The organism is Streptomyces sp. NPDC013455 (genome assembly GCF_040632975.1).
In the GTDB taxonomy this organism is placed as follows: Bacteria; Actinomycetota; Actinomycetes; order Streptomycetales; family Streptomycetaceae; genus Streptomyces.
Map to the genome: position 1 here is coordinate 74,083 of NZ_JBEYCX010000015.1, position 15,726 is coordinate 89,808.

Annotated in this window: 13 protein-coding genes; 11 read left to right on the forward strand and 2 right to left on the reverse strand. The window is 74.7% G+C overall.

Features of this window, described 5'->3' with window-relative positions:
• Positions 1-6 precede the first annotated feature (6 nt).
• The 7 genes from ABZ576_RS23520 to ABZ576_RS23550 all read left to right on the forward strand — a co-directional run bounded on the left by ABZ576_RS23520 (position 7) and on the right by ABZ576_RS23550 (position 9,250).
• A complete protein-coding gene (locus ABZ576_RS23520) occupies positions 7-2,475 on the forward strand; it encodes a SpoIIE family protein phosphatase (protein ID WP_360744079.1) in 2,469 nt (822 codons plus the stop codon).
• A gap of 263 nt (positions 2,476-2,738) precedes the next feature.
• Positions 2,739-3,464 carry a class I SAM-dependent methyltransferase gene (locus ABZ576_RS23525; protein ID WP_360744082.1) on the forward strand — a complete coding sequence of 242 codons (726 nt, stop codon included), beginning with the start codon at positions 2,739-2,741 and terminating at the stop codon, positions 3,462-3,464.
• Positions 3,465-3,498: 34 nt separating this feature from the next.
• A complete protein-coding gene (locus ABZ576_RS23530; protein ID WP_360744085.1) occupies positions 3,499-4,332 on the forward strand; it encodes a M55 family metallopeptidase in 834 nt (277 codons plus the stop codon).
• On the forward strand, positions 4,325-5,629 hold the full coding sequence (locus tag ABZ576_RS23535; protein ID WP_360744088.1) for a M20/M25/M40 family metallo-hydrolase: 1,305 nt from the start codon (positions 4,325-4,327) through the stop codon (positions 5,627-5,629). Before ABZ576_RS23530 ends, ABZ576_RS23535 begins: the two co-directional genes overlap by 8 nt.
• A 71-nt stretch (positions 5,630-5,700) precedes the next feature.
• A complete protein-coding gene (locus ABZ576_RS23540; protein ID WP_360744091.1) occupies positions 5,701-7,695 on the forward strand; it encodes an LpqB family beta-propeller domain-containing protein in 1,995 nt (664 codons plus the stop codon).
• On the forward strand, positions 7,692-8,615 hold the full coding sequence (locus ABZ576_RS23545; RefSeq protein WP_360744094.1) for an LD-carboxypeptidase: 924 nt from the start codon (positions 7,692-7,694) through the stop codon (positions 8,613-8,615). The genes ABZ576_RS23540 and ABZ576_RS23545 overlap by 4 nt, the downstream gene beginning before the upstream one ends.
• Before the next feature lie 83 nt (positions 8,616-8,698).
• Entirely contained in the window at positions 8,699-9,250 is a 552-nt protein-coding gene (locus ABZ576_RS23550; protein ID WP_360744097.1) for a GNAT family N-acetyltransferase, read from the forward strand.
• A 33-nt stretch (positions 9,251-9,283) separates the two neighbouring features.
• Here the strand turns inward: ABZ576_RS23550 and ABZ576_RS23555 are convergent, their stop codons facing one another.
• Positions 9,284-9,631: a VOC family protein gene (locus tag ABZ576_RS23555; protein ID WP_360744100.1), complete on the reverse strand. Its 348-nt coding sequence runs from the start codon at positions 9,629-9,631 to the stop codon at positions 9,284-9,286.
• Between the two features lie 94 nt (positions 9,632-9,725).
• Between ABZ576_RS23555 and ABZ576_RS23560 the strand changes: the two genes are divergently transcribed.
• Entirely contained in the window at positions 9,726-10,151 is a 426-nt protein-coding gene (locus ABZ576_RS23560) for a phage holin family protein (protein ID WP_360744103.1), read from the forward strand.
• Positions 10,152-10,178: 27 nt separating this feature from the next.
• Here ABZ576_RS23560 and ABZ576_RS23565 read toward each other — a convergent pair whose 3' ends face one another.
• The gene (locus ABZ576_RS23565) at positions 10,179-11,135 is read right to left on the reverse strand and encodes a TIGR03557 family F420-dependent LLM class oxidoreductase (protein ID WP_360744106.1); all 957 of its coding nucleotides are present in this window, start codon (positions 11,133-11,135) and stop codon (positions 10,179-10,181) included.
• 282 nt (positions 11,136-11,417) lie between these two features.
• On the opposite strand from ABZ576_RS23565, the gene ABZ576_RS23570 reads away from it, so the two are divergent.
• The 3 genes from ABZ576_RS23570 to ligD are packed head-to-tail and all read left to right on the forward strand — an operon-like array spanning position 11,418 to position 15,723.
• Entirely contained in the window at positions 11,418-12,947 is a 1,530-nt protein-coding gene (locus tag ABZ576_RS23570; RefSeq protein WP_360744109.1) for an NAD(P)/FAD-dependent oxidoreductase, read from the forward strand.
• A complete protein-coding gene (locus ABZ576_RS23575; RefSeq protein WP_360744112.1) occupies positions 12,944-14,791 on the forward strand; it encodes a transketolase in 1,848 nt (615 codons plus the stop codon). The genes ABZ576_RS23570 and ABZ576_RS23575 overlap by 4 nt, the downstream gene beginning before the upstream one ends.
• On the forward strand, positions 14,788-15,723 hold the full coding sequence (gene ligD / locus ABZ576_RS23580) for a non-homologous end-joining DNA ligase (protein ID WP_360744115.1): 936 nt from the start codon (positions 14,788-14,790) through the stop codon (positions 15,721-15,723). The genes ABZ576_RS23575 and ligD overlap by 4 nt, the downstream gene beginning before the upstream one ends.
• Positions 15,724-15,726 lie beyond the last annotated feature (3 nt).

The following is a 15,726-nucleotide window of genomic DNA, read 5'->3' on the forward strand; positions in this document are numbered from 1 at the left end:
TGGGCCATGAACCGTGGCAGCGGACGGGACGCGACTCCCGAGCGCGGCGCCGGCGACACCACGGCGGGCCGGATTCCGCTGGCCGTGGTCGTCGTCGACCGCGCCGGCCTGGTGTCCCACTGGAGCAGCGGCGCACGGCGCCTGTTCGGCGTGCGCAGGGAGGACGCCGTCGGTCACCCCGCGGCGGACCTGCTGCCGGTCTCCGGCGCCCTGCCCGACGATCCGCACGAGACGGTGGCCGAGCCGGTGCCGGACGCCTACACCTCGTACGCCGGCCCCGGCCCCGACCTGGACGTCTCGCTCGGCCGGCACACCGGGTACGCCACGGCCGGCCGCGCCCGCCTCTGCCCGCCCCGGCAGACCCCGGACGGCGAGCGGATCGACGTGCTGTGGTGGGCCTACCCGCTGGTCGGCCCGGACCCCGCCCGGCTGCTGGTGCTCGCCGCCGACGCCACCCGGCTGGGCGAGGAACGCGGTGACCGCGGCGACGGCGGGGCCGCCGAACGCATCGCGCCCGGCTTCGCCCGCCACACCGAACTGCCGGCCTTCGAGGAACTCGAACGGCGACTGCCCGAGATACTGCCCAACATGGGCCCCGGACTCAGTGCCCGCATCGTCTCCCAGGTCCTCGAACTCGGCTATCCGGTGCTGGAGTTCAGCCAGTCCGCCCGGGTGCCCGTGACCCCGTACTGGGGTGTGCCGCGGCGCCGCGGCCGCACGCGCGCCGGAACCGCCGTGTCCCGGGAGCGGGCCGCCGCGGCCGTGGTCCCGGCCGGCGCCGAGCGCGACCTGGAGTACGCCGCCGTCCGCGAGCGGCTGGAGTTCCTCAACGAGGTCAGCTCCCGCATCGGCTCCTCGCTGGACCTCGACGCGACCATCCGCGAGGTCACCAGCGCCGCCGTGCCCCGGTTCGCGGATTTCGCCGGCACCCACCTGCGCGCCGCGGTGCTGGCCGGCGAGGACTTCCCGGACGGCCCGCCGGACGCCACCACCGTGATGTTCCGCGTCTGGGTGGAGCACAACGACGAACCGGGCCGCTGGGACGACACCGTGCCGGTCGGCGAGGCGTTCGCCTTCCCCGAACACACCCCGTTCTACCAGTGCATGGTCACCGGCGAACCGGTGCTCATCCCGCGGGTCACCGAGGAGCTGTCGCACCGGATCGCCGGTGAGTTCGAGAAACGCGACCTGCGGCCGCTGATCACCGGCCGGTCGCTGCTCATCGTCCCGCTCAAGGCGCGCAACGTCGTCCTCGGCTTCACCGTGCTGATGCGCCGCCCCGACCGTCCGCAGTTCGACGACATGGACCGCACCACCGGCGCCGAACTCGCGGCCCGCGCCGGCCTGGTGCTCGACAACGCGCGGATGTACACCTACCAGGAGAACGTCGCCGACACCCTCCAGGACAGCATGCTGCCGCGGGTGGCCCCGCGGATGGCCGGCTGCGACATCGCCACCCGCTACCTGCCCGGCACCCGGCTCGGCCGGATCGGCGGCGACTGGTTCGACACCGTCAAACTGCCCGGTTCCCGCACCGCGCTCGTGGTCGGCGACGTCATGGGCCACGGCCTGAACTCGGCCGCGATGATGGGCCAGCTGCGCACCGCCGTGCAGACCATGGCCACCATGGAGACACCGCCGGTCCAGCTGCTGCGCAACCTGGACGACCTGGCCCGCAGGCTGGGCGACAGCTACCTCGCCACCTGCCTGTACGCCGTCTACGACCCGATCCGCGGCGAGCTGACCCTCGCCAACGCCGGCCACATCCCGCCCGTGCTGGTCCGCGCCGAGGACGGCCGCAGCGAACTCATCGACCTGCCCACCGGCGCCCCGATCGGCGTCGGAGGCGTCCCCTTCGAAGCCGCCCGTGTCAAGGTCGCGCCCGGCGACCGGCTGGTGCTGTGCACCGACGGCCTGGTCGAGGTGCGCGGCTCCGACATCGGCGAGGGCCTGGCCGCGCTCTGCGAGTCCGCCGCCCACCCCGCGGCCTCGATGGACGACGCCTGCGACACCATCATCCGTGCCCTGAACACCCGCGGCGGCCGCAAGGACGACGTCGCCCTGCTCATGGCCCGCCTCAACGGCATCCCGGACGACCACGTGGCCGCCTGGCGGCTCGACGCCGACCCGCGCGAGGTGGCCCGGGCCCGCAGGCTGGTCCGGGAACGGCTGCTGGAGTGGGGCCTGCCGCAGGCGGTGGAGACCGCCGAGCTGCTGGTCAGCGAGGTCGTCACCAACGCCGTCCGGCACGCCGAGACCGACGGTGTCGGGCTGCGCGTGGTCCGCACGGACGCGCTGCTGTTCGAGGTCACCGACGACGAACCCACCCTGCCCGCCCTGCTCACCACCGGCCCGCACGACGAGGCGGGCCGCGGGCTGCGCGTGGTCAGCCGGCTGGCCCGGGAATGGGGCGCCAGCGCCACCGGCCACCGCAAGACCGTCTGGTTCGAACAGGCCCTGACCGAGGGGCACTGAACCGGGGCGGGCCGCACCGAACGGACCGGCGCGGGCCGGACCGGGGCGGGCCGCACGAACGGGCCGACCCGAACGGATTCGGCCGGGGCGGGTCCTCCGAAGCGGGCCGGACCGAGTCCGGCCGTGTCCCGAGTGCGCGATCCGCCGCGGGTGCCGGCGGGTGTCCGGAGCCGGTACATCTCGTAAAGGTGCCCGCCCGCCCCTTGCCCCGCCCCACGTCACCGCGATATCCCGAGCACGGAACCGACCCGTGGGGAGATCGTATGAACGTCTCGGACAATTACCGTACCGCGTGGGAGAATTACTGGCGCGAAACGTCCGACGCCAGAGGCGAGGCGATATGGGACGCCGACCCCTCCCTGACCGCCGCACCGCACAGCGAACTGCTCCTGCCGTACGCCGACGCCAAGCGCCCGATCGTCGACCTCGGCTGCGGCAACGGCACCCAGACCCGCTACCTGGCCACCTGCTTCGCCCGCGCCGTCGGCGTCGACCTGTCGCACGCGGCGGTCGAGCACGCCCGTCGCGCCGCGGACGGCGACACCGTCGAGTTCCGGCAGCTCGACCTGACCGACACCGACGCCGTCCGCGCCCTGCACCAGCGGCTCGGCGACAGCAACGTCTACATGCGGGCCGTCATCCACCAGAGCGAACCGGCCGCCCGGCCCGCCGTGGCCGCGGCCGTCGCCGAACTCCTCGGCAGCGCCGGGCGCGCCTTCGTGGTCGAGCTCACCTCCGGCTCCCGGGACGTCCTCGCCCGCGCGGCCGCCGGGCCGGCCGGCCCGCCGCCCAAGCTGCGGCGCGTCTTCCACCACGGGCTCAAGCCGGCCGCCGCGGACGACGACGAGGTCCCGCGGCTGCTGGGCGAGGCAGGGCTCACGATCCTGGCCGAGGGCGAGACGACCCTGCCGCAGACCGAGTACCTCGCCGACGGCACCCGCATCGACCTGCCGGCACGCTGGTTCGTGCTCGCCCCGGCGGGGTCGTAGCCTCACCGCCGCCCGGCGCGTAACGTGACACGGCATGAAGATCCTCATCAGTGCCGACATGGAGGGTGCCACGGGCGTCACCTGGCCCGCCGACGTGCTGCCGGGGACCCCCCAGTGGGAGCGGTGCCGGTCGATGTTCACCTCGGACGTGAACGCCGCCGTGGAGGGCTTCTTCGACGGCGGTGCCGACCAGGTGCTCGTCAACGAGGCCCACTGGACCATGCGCAACCTCCTCCTGGAGCGGCTCGACGAGCGGGTGGAGATGCTCACCGGCCGGCACAAGGCGCTGTCCATGGTGGAGGGCGTCCAGCACGGTGACGTCGACGGCATCGCGTTCGTCGGCTACCACGCGGGCGCCGGCATGGAGGGCGTCCTCGCCCACACCTACCTCGCCAACCAGATCACCGGGGTGTGGCTGAACGACGTCCGGGCCAGCGAGGGTCTGCTCAACGCGCACGTCGTCGCCGAGTACGGCGTCCCCGTCGTCCTCGTCACCGGCGACGACGTCGCCTGCGAGGACGCCCTCGGGTACGCGCCCGAGGCGCCGAAGGTCGCCGTCAAGGACCACGTGTCGCGGTACGCGGCGGTGTGCCGGACCCCGGCCCGGACCGCGGCCGACATCCGGGCGGCGGCCAAGGAGGCCGCGCGGCTGGCGGTCCGTCACCAGCCGGTCCAGGCCGGTCCGGTCACGGTCGCCGTCGAGTTCGACGCCGAGCACCTGGCGCAGGCCGCCACCGTCGTGCCCGGCGTGGCGCGGATCGGGGAGCGGAAGGTGGCGTACACCAGCGCCACCATGTACGAGGGGATCAGAACGTTCAAGGCGGTCACCACGATCGTCTCCGCCGCCGTGGAGGAGCAGTATGGCTGACCAGCAGGCCCTGGACGAGGTGGTGGAGTTCACCTCCGGTCTGATCCGCATCGACACCACCAACCGGGGCGGCGGGGACTGCCGGGAGCGGCCCGCCGCCGAGTACGCGGCCGAGCGGCTGGCCGGGGCGGGCCTGGACCCCCTGCTGCTGGAGCGCACCCCGGGCCGCACCAACGTGGTGGCCCGGATCGCGGGCACCGACCCGTCCGCCGACGCGCTGCTGGTCCACGGCCACCTCGACGTGGTGCCCGCCGAGGCCGCCGACTGGCGGGTCCCCCCGTTCTCCGGCGAGGTCCGGGACGGGGTGGTGTGGGGCCGGGGTGCCGTCGACATGAAGAACATGGACGCGATGATCCTCGCGGTGGTCCGGTCCTGGGCCCGGCAGGGCGTACGCCCCCGCCGGGACCTCGTCATCGCCTTCACCGCCGACGAGGAGGCCAGCGCCGAGGACGGCTCCGGTTTCCTCGCCGACCGGCACCCCGAGCTGTTCGAGGGCTGCACGGAGGGCGTCGGCGAGTCCGGTGCCTTCACCTTCCACGACGGCGCCGGCCGGGAGATCTACCCGATCGCCGCGGGGGAGCGGGGCACCGGCTGGCTGAAGCTGACCGCGCGGGGCCGCGCCGGGCACGGCTCCAAGGTCAACAAGGAGAACGCGGTGACCCGGCTCGCCGCCGCCGTCGCCCGCATCGGCGAGCACGAGTGGCCGCTCAGACTCACCCCGACCGTGCGGGCCGCCCTCGCCGAACTCGCCGCGCTGTACGGCTTCGAAGCCGACTTCAGCGACGTGGACCGGCTGCTGGACAAGATCGGCCCGGCCGCCGGGCTGGTCGAGGCGACCGTCCGCAACAGCGCCAACCCGACCATGCTGGACGCCGGTTACAAGCTCAACGTCATCCCCGGTGAGGCGGTCGGGTACGTGGACGGACGCTACCTGGCGGGCTACGAGGACGAGTTCCTCGCCACCCTGGACGAGCTGACCGGCCCGGACGTCCAGTGGGAGTTCGCGCACCGCGAAGTGGCCCTCCAGGCACCGGTGGACGCGCCGGTGTACGCCCGGATGCGGGCCGCCGTCGAGGAGTTCGCGCCGGGCGGACACGTGGTGCCGTACTGCATGTCGGGCGGCACGGACGCCAAGCAGTTCTCCCGGCTCGGCATCACCGGCTACGGCTTCGCACCGCTGAAGCTGCCCCCGGACCTCGACTACCAGGCGCTCTTCCACGGGGTGGACGAGCGCGTGCCCGTGGAGGCGCTGCACTTCGGGGTGCGCGTCCTGGACCGCTTCCTGCGGACGGCCTAGGGGATGTCCCGTCGATCAGGCCGGGAGCCCGGGATGATCGGTCAGGCACCCCCCAGCTGGTGGAGGACGAGATGCTGAGAGCACCGTACGGTTCGTGGCCGTCGCCCATCGACGCGGCGCTCGCCGCCGCGCACGACGGCCGGCCCGAATGGGTGGACTTCGTCGGGGACGAGATCTGGTGGACCGAACCCCGGCCGGCCGAGGGCGGCCGCCGGGCCCTGGTCCGGCGGCGGGCCGACGGGACCGAGGAGCCGGTGCTCCCGGCGCCGTGGAACGTGCGCAGCCGGGTCATCGAGTACGGTGGCCGGCCCTGGGCCGGGACGGTCCACGAGGGCCGCCCGCTCATCGTCTTCGTGCACTTCGCCGACCAGCGGCTGTACCGGTACGAGACCGGCGGCGAGCCCCGTCCGCTCACCCCGGTGTCCCCGCTGGGCGGCGGCCTGCGCTGGGCCGAGCCCCGGATCGACCTCGCCCGCGGCGAGGTGTGGTGCGTGCTGGAGGAGTTCACCGGGGACGGCGCCGGTGACGTGCGGCGCGTCCTCGCCGCCGTACCGCTGGACGGCTCGGCCGCCGAGGACCGCGGCGCCGTCCGGGAACTCACCGACGGCCGGCACCGGTTCGTCACCGGGGCCCGGCTGTCGCCCGACGGCCGGTGCGCGGCCTGGCTGGCCTGGGACCACCCCCGGATGCCGTGGGACGGCACGGAGCTGCTGGTCGCCGACGTGACGGACGACGGCCGGCTGACCGGCCCACGGGCCGTCGCCGGCGGTTTGGACGAGGCCGTCGCGCAGGCCGAGTGGGCGGCGGACGGCGCGCTCCTGTACACGAGCGACCGCAGCGGGTGGTGGAACCTCTACCGCGACGGCAGCCCCGCGCCGCCCTCCGCGCGGCGGGATGCGGGTCCCGTTCCGCTCGCCCCGCGCGAGGAGGAGTTCGCCGGGCCCCTGTGGCTGCTCGGCTTCCGGTGGTTCGCGCCGCTGGACAACGGTCTGATCGCCGTCGTCCACGGCAGAGGTCCGACCGTGCTCGGGATACTCGACCCGGAGTCCGGTGAGATCGTCGACGTGGCCGGACCGTGGACCGAGTTCACCGGCATGCTCGCGGTGCACGGCGGGCGGGTCGTCGGCGTGGGCGGCAGCCCGCGCACCGCCTACGAGGTGGTCGAACTGGACACCGCCACCGGCCGCGCCCGCGCCGTCGGCGCCCGGCACCGCGACCCCGTCGACCCCGTCTACTACCCCGAGCCGCAGATCCGCACCTTCCCCGGCCCGGACGGCCGCGAGGTGCACGCCCACGTCTACCCGCCGCACCACCCCGGCCGCGCCGCGCCCGACGGCGAGCTGCCGCCGTACGTCGTCTGGGCGCACGGCGGCCCCACCAGCCGGGTGCCGCTCGTGCTGGACCTGGCGATCGCCTACTTCACCTCGCGGGGCATCGGGGTCGCCGAGGTGAACTACGGCGGCTCCACCGGATACGGCCGGGCCTACCGCGAGCGGCTGCGCGAGCAGTGGGGCGTGGTCGACGTGGAGGACTGCGCGGCCGTCGCCCGCGCCCTCGCCGACGAGGGCACCGCCGACCCCGCCCGGCTCGCCATCCGGGGCGGCAGCGCGGGCGGCTGGACCACCGCCGCCTCCCTCACCACCACCGACGTCTACGCCTGCGGCACCATCATCTACCCGGTGCTCGACCTCGCCACCTGGGGCCCGGGGGAGACCCACGACTTCGAGTCCCGCTACCTGGAGTCGCTGATCGGCCCGCTCGCCGAGGTGCCGGCCCGGTACGCCGAACGCTCCCCGACCAGCCACGCCGACCGGCTCACCGCCCCCTTCCTGCTGCTCCAGGGCCTGGACGACGTCATCTGCCCGCCCGCCCAGTGCGAACGCTTCCTCGCCCGGATCGCGGGCCGGGGCGTGCCGCACGCCTACCTCACCTTCGAGGGGGAGGGACACGGGTTCCGGCGGGCCGAGACCATGGTGCGCGCCCTGGAGGCCGAGCTGTCCCTGTACGCCCAGGTGTTCGGGCTGCACCCGGCACCGGAGATACCCCATGTGGAGCTGAGACCGTGAAGGAACTCGTCCGCCCGCACCGGCTGGCCCCGGGCGCGCGCGTGGCCGTCGTCGCCCCCAGCGGGCCGGTGCCCGAGGAGCGGCTCCAGGCGGGCCTCGACGTGCTGCGCGGCTGGGACCTCGACCCGGTGGCCGGACCCCACGTCCTGGACCGGCACCCCCGGTTCGGCTACCTCGCCGGCACGGACGCCGACCGGGCCGCCGACTTCCAGAACGCCTGGTGCGACCCCTCGGTGGACGCGGTGCTGTGCGCGCGGGGCGGATACGGCGTGCAACGGATGATCGACCTGCTCGACTGGGAGGCGCTGCGGGCGGCGGGGCCGAAGGTCTTCGTCGGCTTCAGCGACCTCACCGTCCTGCACGAGGCCATCGCCGGCCGCCTGGGCCTGGCCACGCTGTACGGACCGATGGCGGCCGGCATCGACTTCGTGAAGAACGCACGCGCCCAGGAGCACCTGCGGGCCACGCTCTTCGCACCCGAGACCGTCCGCACCATCGCCTCCGGCGGCACCGCGCTCGTGCCCGGCCGCGCCCGGGGTGTCACGTTCGGCGGCTGTCTGTGCCTGCTCGCCGCGGAGTGCGGCACACCGGACGCCCGGTCCTCGGCGCGCGGCGGGCTGCTCTGCCTGGAGGACGTGGGCGAGGAGACGTACCGGCTCGACCGGTACCTCACCCAGCTGCTGCGCTCCGGCCGGCTGGCGGGGGTGCGGGGAGTGCTGCTCGGCTCCTGGGAGGGCTGTTCGGACTACGCCGAGCTGCGGCCCCTGCTGGCCGACCGGCTCGGCGCGCTCGGCGTCCCGGTGGCGGAGAACGTCGGGTTCGGCCACTGCGAAGGAGCGCTGACCGTTCCGTTCGGGGTCGCCGCGGAACTCGACGCGGCGTCGGGGACGTTGACGCTGGACGAGCCGGCGCTGCGCTGACCGCCGGCCGGCGGGCACACCGCGGGCGGCGGAGCCGGTTCCCCCGCGCGGCGCGGCCGCCGGTGACGTCGTAGGCTGGCCGGATGCCCCACCGCGACCCCCGTCACCTCGCCGAAGGACCCCGCGTCGGCATCCGTCCCTTCACCCTCGCGGACGGACCCGAGTTCACCGCGCGGGCCCGGGAGAGCAAGGATCTGCACCGGCCCTGGCTGTTCCCGCCCGACAGCGAGCAGGGTTACGCCGAGTACGCCGGCCGGCTGATCGAGGACCCGGCCCGGGCCGGTTTCCTGGTGTGCGAGAAGGACGGCGGGGCCATCGCCGGCTTCATCAACATCAACAACATCGTGCGGGGCGGCTTCCAGTGCGGGGCCCTCGGCTACGGCGCCTTCGCGCACGCCGCCGGGCGGGGTCTCATGCGCGAGGGGCTGGACCTCGTGATCGGGTACGCGTTCGGGCCGCTGGGCCTGCACCGGCTGGAGATCAACGTGCAGCCGGGGAACACCGCGTCCATCGCCCTGGCCCGGGGCGCGGGCTTCCGCCTGGAGGGCTTCTCCGCGGACATGATCTACATCGACGGGGCCTGGCGCGACCACGAACGCTGGGCGCTCACCACGGAGATGCGCGCCGCCGGCTGAGGCCGCGCCCGTCGGCCGCCCGCGCGTGAGCGCTCAGCCGCGCTGGTCCACGTACTCGAAGACCGACCCGTCCGGATGCACGGCGAGCAGGTTGCGCCCCGCCGGCGTCGGCACCGGCCCCGCCACGATCCGGGCGCCGAGCTCGGTCAGCAGCCGGTGCGCCTCGTCCAGGTCCCGCACGGCGATCGTCGCCGCGACCTTGCGCAGGATCTCCAGCTCCGGCTCCGGGCCGCTCATCAGCAGGAACGAACCGACCGCGGCGACCTCGACGCCGCCGCGGTCGAACCGCAGCGCCCGGCCGCCCGCCAGGCGCTCGTAGAAGGGGACGGCGGCTTCGAGGTCGTCGACGCAGATGCGCAGCGAGGCGCCCAGAATCTCCATGCGGACGAGCGTAGTTGGGGCCGCCGGGTACGCGCAGCGCCCCCCGCCGGCCCCCCGGGCGTTACCCGCTGTGTCCGGCGGGTACCCGCAGGGCATGGACCGTTTGGATCACCTGGAACATCTGGACAAGCACCTCGTCGAAGAGCTGGCTCAGGTGGCACGCGAGACGGTACGCGACGAACTGCGCGAGCAGTCCCGCAAGCGACGCCGCACCGCCATGCTCTACGCCGCGTCGGGCGCGGCCGCGCTGTACGCGGGCGGCGCGGTGGCCCTCGCCGTGGGCCTCGCCCTGGCGATCGGCCTGCCCGGCTGGGCCGCCGCACTGATCACCGCCGCCCTGCTGGGCGTGGTGGCGTACCTGCTGCGCGGCGCCGCCCACTCCGGGCACGGGCCGCACGCCCCGCACCGCGTGGTCGGCGGCACCGCCCCCGGCGCGCCGCCCAGCGGCCTCGGCATGCCGTACCCGCCGATGCCGCCCAACCCCCCGGCCGACCCCGGTTCCCCGCACCACCGGGCCTGACCTCGAAGGTGATGCTGCCGCACCTCGTCATCCGGCGAGCCGCGGCAGCACCTTCGTGCGGTAGAAATCGAAGAAGCCCCGCTGGTCCGGCCCGATCTGGTTCACGTAGACCCGGTCGAACCCGGCGTCGGCGAACGCCCGCAGGGCCCCGACGTGCTGGTCGGCGTCGTCGCCGCACACCATGTTCTCCCGCACCATGTCCTCGCCGACCAGCGTGTGCAGCTGCTCGAAGTGCCGGGGCGAGGGCAGCACCTGGCCCATCTCGCCGGGCAGCAGCTCGTTGTACCAGAGCCGGTGCACGGTACGGACGCAGGCGTCGCGGTCGGTGCCGTAGCACACCTTCGTGCCGCCGCTGACCGGCTTGTCCCCGCCGCCGTCCGCGCGGAACCGGGTGACCATCTCCTCCTCCGGCGCCATCGTGATGTAGCCGTCGCCCACCCGGGCGGCCAGCGCGGTCGCCTTCGGGCCGAAGCCGGAGATGTCGATGGGGACGGGTTCGTCGGGGACGGTGTAGAGCCGGGCGTTCTCCACGGTGTAGTGGGTGCCGTGGTGGTCGACCTCCTCGCCGGTGAACAGCCGGCGCATCACCTCGATCGACTCCTCCAGCATCTCCAGACGCACCTCCGCCGGGGGCCAGCGGTCGCCGAGGATGTGCTCGTTGAGTGCCTCGCCGGTGCCGACGCCGAGCCGGAAGCGGCCCTGCGTCATCACCGCGGCGGTCGCCGCGGCCTGCGCCACGACCGCCGGGTGCATCCGCACGGTCGGGCAGGTCACCGCCGTCTCGATGGGCAGGGAGACGGCCTGCGACAGTGCGCCGATCACCGACCACACGAACGCGCTCTGTCCCTGCGCGTCGTTCCACGGGTGGTAGTGGTCGGAGATCCACAGGGTCTGGAAGCCGGCCTGCTCGGCCATCCGGGCCTGTTCGACGAGGGCCGCGGGGCCGTGTTCCTCACTGGCCAGGAAGTAGCCGTACTCGGGCATGGAGAACCTCCGCGCGGGCCGGGCGGGCGCTGGTGCGAGCCCGGTCCTGGTGTGACTACGGTCGTGGTGGGATCCCGGTCGTGATGTGATCCCGGTCGTGGTGTGACGCGGGCCCGGCCCGGGTAACCGGGCCCGGCCGGGGCGAAACCCGGCCCCGGCCGAGTGCCGGCGGCGGGGTCCGTCGGGCCGCGACCGGCGTACGGGTGACGCGTCCGGCGTTTGGGTGCCCCGGCCCCGGTTACGCGGAAAACCTCGGACGAGCCACACCGCCGGAGGCGCACCGTGAGCCGACCTCGCGTCGTGATCGTCGGCGCCGGATTCGCCGGGTACCGGGCCGCCCGCACACTGGTCCGGCTGACCCGCGGCCGGGCCGACGTCATCCTGCTCAACCCGACCGACTACTTCCTCTACCTGCCGCTGCTGCCGCAGGTCGCCGCCGGCGTCCTGGAGGCCCGCCGGGTCACCGTGTCGCTGCCCGGCACACTGCGCGGGGTGCGGCTGGTGCTCGGCGAGGCGGACCACGTCGACCTCGACGCGTGCACCGTCCACTACACCGACCCGGAGGGCGGCACCGGCAGCCTCGGCTACGAACGGCTGGTGCTGGCCGTCGGCAGCGCCGACAAGCTGCTGCCCGTACCCGGCGTCGCCGAGCACGCGCACGGCTTCCGCGGGCTGCCCGAGGCGCTGTACCTGCGCGACCACGTGACCCGGCAGGTGGAGCTCGCCGCCGACGACGACCCGAAGACCTGCGCCGCCCGGTGCACCTTCGTCGTGGTCGGCGCCGGCTACACCGGCACCGAGGTGGCCGCCCAGCTCCAGATGCTCACCGCCCGGCTGGCCCGCCGCCACCCGCTGCCCGCGGGGCTGCGCCCGCGCTGGCTCCTGCTGGACCTGGCACCCCGTGTGCTGCCGGAGATGCGCGAACGGCTCTCGCGCACGGCGGACCGGGTGCTGCGCGCCCGGGGCGTCGAGGTGCGGACGGGCACGTCGGTGCGGGAGGCCACCCGGGACGGGGTCCTGCTCACCGACGGGGAGTTCGTCGCGTCCCGGACCCTGGTGTGGTGCGTGGGCGTACGGCCCGATCCGCTGGTGGAGGCCGTCGGGCAGCCGCTGGAACGCGGGCGGCTGATCGTCGACCCGTACCTGCGGTTGCCGGGCCGGCCGGACGTGTTCGCCTGCGGGGACGCCGCCGCCGTGCCCGACCTCGACCAGCCGGGCGAGCTCACGCCGATGACGGCCCAGCACGCCTGGCGGCAGGGCCGGGTGGCCGGGGAGAACGTGGCCGCCTCGCTCGGCCTCGGCCGGCGCCGGCGCCCGTACCGGCACCGGGACCTGGGCTTCGCCGTCGACCTGGGCGGGGCCCGGGCCGCCGCCGATCCGTTCGGGATCCCGCTGTCCGGGCCGGCGGCGGGAGTGGTGACCCGCGGCTACCACCTGGCCGCGCTGCCCGGCAACCGCATCCGGGTCGCCGCCGACTGGCTGCTGGACGCCGTCCTGCCGCGCCAGGGCGTCCAGCTGGGCCTCGTACGGTCCTGGTCCGTCCCGCTGGACACGGCCACCCCGGAACTGGCGCGGGTACCGGGCGGCCCCGAGCGGCACCCCGGCCCGAGCGCCCCCGCGACTCCCGCCGGCCCTGCCCCTCCCGCCGGCCCCGCCCACCGCACCGACCCCGCCGAGGCCGGCGATCCCGCCGGCCGGCCGAGCGCACCCGACCGACCCCACCGGCCGCACCGACCGAGCACCACCGAGCGCACCCGACCGACCGCACCGACCGAGCACGACCGAGCGCAAGGAGACCGAGGAGATTCATGAACACCGACCAACTGGCCGAACTGGGACAGCAGTTGCGCGTGGACAGCGTGCGGGCGTCCGCCGCCGCGGGATCCGGGCACCCCACGTCCTCGATGTCCGCCGCCGACCTGCTGGCCGTCCTGCTCGCGCACCATCTGCGGTACGACTTCGAGCGCCCCGAACACCCCGCGAACGACCGCTTCGTGCTGTCCAAGGGACACGCCTCGCCGCTGCTGTACGCCGGGTACAAGGCGGCCGGTGCGATCGAGGACGGCGAACTGGTCACCTTCCGCAAGCTCGGCAGCCGTCTGGAGGGGCACCCGACGCCCCGCCGGCTGCCGTGGGTGGAGACGGCCACCGGCTCCCTGGGGCAGGGCCTGCCGGTAGGCGTCGGTATCGCCCTGGCCGGCAAGCGGCTGGACCGCACCGGCTACCGGGTGTGGGTGCTGTGCGGCGACAGCGAGCTGGCCGAGGGCTCGGTGTGGGAGGCCGCCGAACACGCCGGCCACGAGAACCTGGACAACCTGATCGCCATCGTGGACGTCAACCGGCTCGGCCAGCGCGGCCCCACCCGGCACGGCCACGACCTGGACGCCTACGCCCGCCGCTTCCAGGCCTTCGACTGGCACACCATCGAGATCGACGGCCATGACGTCGACGCGATCGACCGGGCCTACGGGGAGGCGCTGTCCACCACCGGCCAGCCCACCGTGATCCTCGCCCGCACCCTCAAGGGCAAGGGCGTGGCCGCCGTCGAGGACCGCGAGGGCCTGCACGGCAAGCCGCTGCCGGAGGCCGAGGAGGCCATCGCCGAGCTGGGCGGGCCGCGCGAGCTGTCCGTGCGGGTGAGCGAGCCGCCGGCCGCCGCGGTCCTGCGCTCGCTCACCACCGAGGCCCTCCAGCTCCCGCGCTACGACCCGGGCGACGAGGTGGCCACCCGGGACGCCTTCGGCGCGGCCCTCGCCGCGCTCGGCGGCGCCCGCGGCGACGTGGTCGCCCTGGACGGCGAGGTCGGGGACTCCACCCGTACCGAGGAGTTCGCCAAGGCGCACCCCGACCGGTTCTTCGAGTGCTACATCGCCGAGCAGCAGCTGGTCGCCTCGGCCGTCGGCATGGCCGCGCGCGGGTGGGTGCCGTACGCCTGCACGTTCGCCGCGTTCCTCACCCGCGCCCACGACTTCGTGCGCATGGCGTCCATCAGCGGCTCCGGGATCAACCTGGTCGGCTCGCACGCCGGTGTCGCGATCGGGCAGGACGGGCCCTCGCAGATGGGCCTGGAGGACCTGGCGATGTTCCGGTCCGTGTACGGCTCCACGGTGCTGTACCCGTGCGACGCCAACCAGACCGCCCGGCTGGTCGCGGCCATGGCCGGTCTCGACGGCATCCGCTACCTGCGCACCTCCCGCGGCAAGACGCCGGTGATCTACGGCCCCGAGGAGGAGTTCGAGGTGGGCGGCAGCAAGACGCTGCGGTCGAGCGAGGGGGACCGGCTGACCGTCGTCGCGGCGGGGGCGACCGTGCCCGAGGCGCTCGCCGCCGCCGACCGGCTCGCCGAGGACGGCATCCAGGTGCGGGTGATCGACCTGTACTCGGTCAAGCCCGTCGACGCCGAGACCCTGCAGCGGGCCGCCGAGGAGACCGGCTGCCTGCTCACGGTCGAGGACCACCACCCCGAGGGCGGCCTCGGGGACGCCGTCGCGGAGGTGTTCGGCGACGGCCGGCCGGTGCCCCGCCTGGTCCGCCTCGCGGTGCGCACCATGCCGGGCTCGGCCGCGCCCGACGAGCAGCTGCACGCGGCCGGCATCGACACCGTGGCCATCACGGCGGCGGCCAGGCTGCTGGTCGAGGAGGCGGTCGTGCGATGAGCGACGCCGGCGCGCGCGCCGTACGGGCGGGCCGCCGCACGGTGCGGATCCAGCGGCCGGGGAAGGTGCTCTTCCCCGGCCGCGGGGGCGCGAAGGAGTACACCAAGGCCGACCTCGCCGACTACTACCGGTCCGTCGCGCCGTACCTCCTGCCGCACCTGCGGGGCCGGCCGCTGATGCTGGAGCGGTATCCGGACGGCCTGGACGGCCAGCGGTTCATGCAGAAGAACACCCCGGAGCACTACCCGGAGTGGATCACCCGCGCCGAGGTCGCCAAGGAGGGCGGCACGGTCACGCACGTCGTCTGCGACGACACCGCCACCCTGCTCCACCTCGCCGACCAGGCGTGCCTCACCCTGCACCGCTGGCTCTCGCGCACCGACCGGGCCCACGGCCTGCACCACCCCGACCGGCTGGTCTTCGACCTCGACCCGCCCGGCGACGACTTCGCCGCCGTCCGGGAGGCCGCCGCCTGGCTGCGCGAGCTGCTCGACGAACTCGGTCTGCCCGCCGCCCCGATGACCACGGGCTCGCGTGGACTGCACCTGGTCGTCCCGCTCGACGGCCGCCACGACTTCACGGAGGTGCGCGCGTTCGCCCACGACGTGGCGGAGCTCGCCGCGGCACGGCACCCGGACCGGCTCACCACCGCCGCCCGCAAACAGGACCGCGGCGGCCGTCTCTACCTCGACGTGCAGCGCAACGCCTACGCACAGACCGCTGTCGCCCCGTACACGGTGCGTGCCCGTCCGGGCGCGCCGGTGGCCGTACCTCTAACCTGGGAGCAGGTGGACGATCCGGGCGTCGATGCCCGCCGCTGGTCCCTGGCCGACGCCGTGGACCAGGCGCGCACCGATCCCTGGGCCGGCGTGCCGCGCCGCGGCCGCTCCCTGACGAGGCCGAGGAACCGCCTCGCGGCACTGCGTGGCTGACCC

What these genes read in the sequence shown, in the direction of transcription:
- ABZ576_RS23520 (WP_360744079.1), top strand. Translation starts at nt 7, where the DNA reads ATGAACCGTGGCAGCGGACGGGACGCGACTCCCGAGCGCGGCGCCGGC.
- ABZ576_RS23525 (WP_360744082.1), top strand. Translation starts at nt 2,739, where the DNA reads ATGAACGTCTCGGACAATTACCGTACCGCGTGGGAGAATTACTGGCGC.
- ABZ576_RS23530 (WP_360744085.1), top strand. Translation starts at nt 3,499, where the DNA reads ATGAAGATCCTCATCAGTGCCGACATGGAGGGTGCCACGGGCGTCACC.
- ABZ576_RS23535 (WP_360744088.1), top strand. Translation starts at nt 4,325, where the DNA reads ATGGCTGACCAGCAGGCCCTGGACGAGGTGGTGGAGTTCACCTCCGGT.
- ABZ576_RS23540 (WP_360744091.1), top strand. Translation starts at nt 5,701, where the DNA reads ATGCTGAGAGCACCGTACGGTTCGTGGCCGTCGCCCATCGACGCGGCG.
- ABZ576_RS23550 (WP_360744097.1), top strand. Translation starts at nt 8,699, where the DNA reads ATGCCCCACCGCGACCCCCGTCACCTCGCCGAAGGACCCCGCGTCGGC.
- ABZ576_RS23555 (WP_360744100.1), bottom strand. Translation starts at nt 9,631, where the DNA reads ATGGAGATTCTGGGCGCCTCGCTGCGCATCTGCGTCGACGACCTCGAA.
- ABZ576_RS23560 (WP_360744103.1), top strand. Translation starts at nt 9,726, where the DNA reads ATGGACCGTTTGGATCACCTGGAACATCTGGACAAGCACCTCGTCGAA.
- ABZ576_RS23565 (WP_360744106.1), bottom strand. Translation starts at nt 11,135, where the DNA reads ATGCCCGAGTACGGCTACTTCCTGGCCAGTGAGGAACACGGCCCCGCG.
- ABZ576_RS23575 (WP_360744112.1), top strand. Translation starts at nt 12,944, where the DNA reads ATGAACACCGACCAACTGGCCGAACTGGGACAGCAGTTGCGCGTGGAC.
- ligD (WP_360744115.1), top strand. Translation starts at nt 14,788, where the DNA reads ATGAGCGACGCCGGCGCGCGCGCCGTACGGGCGGGCCGCCGCACGGTG.